This is a genomic window from Streptosporangium sp. G11 (assembly GCF_051192615.1).
GTDB lineage: Bacteria > Actinomycetota > Actinomycetes > Streptosporangiales > Streptosporangiaceae > Streptosporangium.
In genome coordinates, this window is the sequence record NZ_JBPJUQ010000313.1 from 1 (window position 1) to 1,086 (window position 1,086).

At 66.3% G+C, this 1,086-nt stretch carries 1 pseudogene; it reads left to right on the forward strand.

Features of this window, described 5'->3' with window-relative positions:
• Positions 1 to 72 precede the first annotated feature (72 nt).
• Positions 73 to 1,058: pseudogene (locus tag ACSDR0_RS50765) on the forward strand (IS5 family transposase).
• Positions 1,059 to 1,086: the final 28 nt, after the last annotated feature.

The window sequence follows — 1,086 nt, forward strand, 5'->3', positions numbered from 1 at the left end:
TAGGGCCTGTACGGAGTTGAGATCAGCGGGATTCGCCTGCGCGGTAGTCTGCGGTCCTGGTAGGCCATCGCTATGGCGCGCGGAGATCTCACTGACGAGGAATGGTCCTTGATCGATCCTCATCTGCCCTTGGGTGAGCGAGGCCCGATCCCGGATCTGCGGCAGCAGTTCAATGCGGTGATGTGGCGGTTTCGTACCGGCAGTCCGTGGCGGGATCTGCCCCAGGAGTACGGCCCCTGGTCCACCGTCTACGACCGGTTTCGGTCGTGGGCCACGGCCGGTGTCTTCGAGCAGCTGATGCAGGCGGTGATCGCCGAGGCCGCTGCCCGTGGGCAGGCCGACCTTGAGCTGGTCAGTGTGGACTCCACCACGGCCCGCGCCCACCACCACGCCGCCGGGATGATCGTGGATGGCGAGGTGGTCAAGGCACTGGAAGAGGCTGCCGAACAGGAAAAGGGGCTGCGTCAAAGGGACAGAACCCCCAGGACGGCGAACCCGACGAAGACCGGGACGGGGACGAACGCCGGCGGTTACGACTGCGGCGCCGAATACGGCTGAAGGTGGCCGGGCTGGGCCGCTCTCGGGGCGGGCTGACCAGCAAGGTCCACCTGTCGGCCGACCGTCGATGCCGTCCGCTGTCTTTCGTCCTGACCCCGGGCCAAGCCGGCGACAGCCCACAGTTTCGCACCGTCCTGACCCGGATCAAGGTCCGCCTGCCCGTCGGTCGTCCGCGCACCCGCCCGGCTGCGGTGGCCGCCGACAAGGCGTACTCCTCCCGCGGCAACCGCCTCTATCTGCGCAAGCGCCGCATCAAGGCCGTCATTCCCGAGAAGAGCGACCAAGCAGCCAACCGCAAGGCCCGCGGCTCCCGGGGCGGCCGTCCGGTTAGCCATGATGCAGATCTCTACAAGCAGCGCAACACGGCCGAACGGTGCATCAACCGGATCAAAGAGTGGCGTGGACTGGCCTTCCGCTTCGACAAGACACCCGACAGCTACCTCGCGGGCCTTCATCTACGCGGAGCCATCTTGTGGATCCGAAGCCTTCAACCCACCTGAAGATCCGAAGTCCATACAGGCCCTAGGT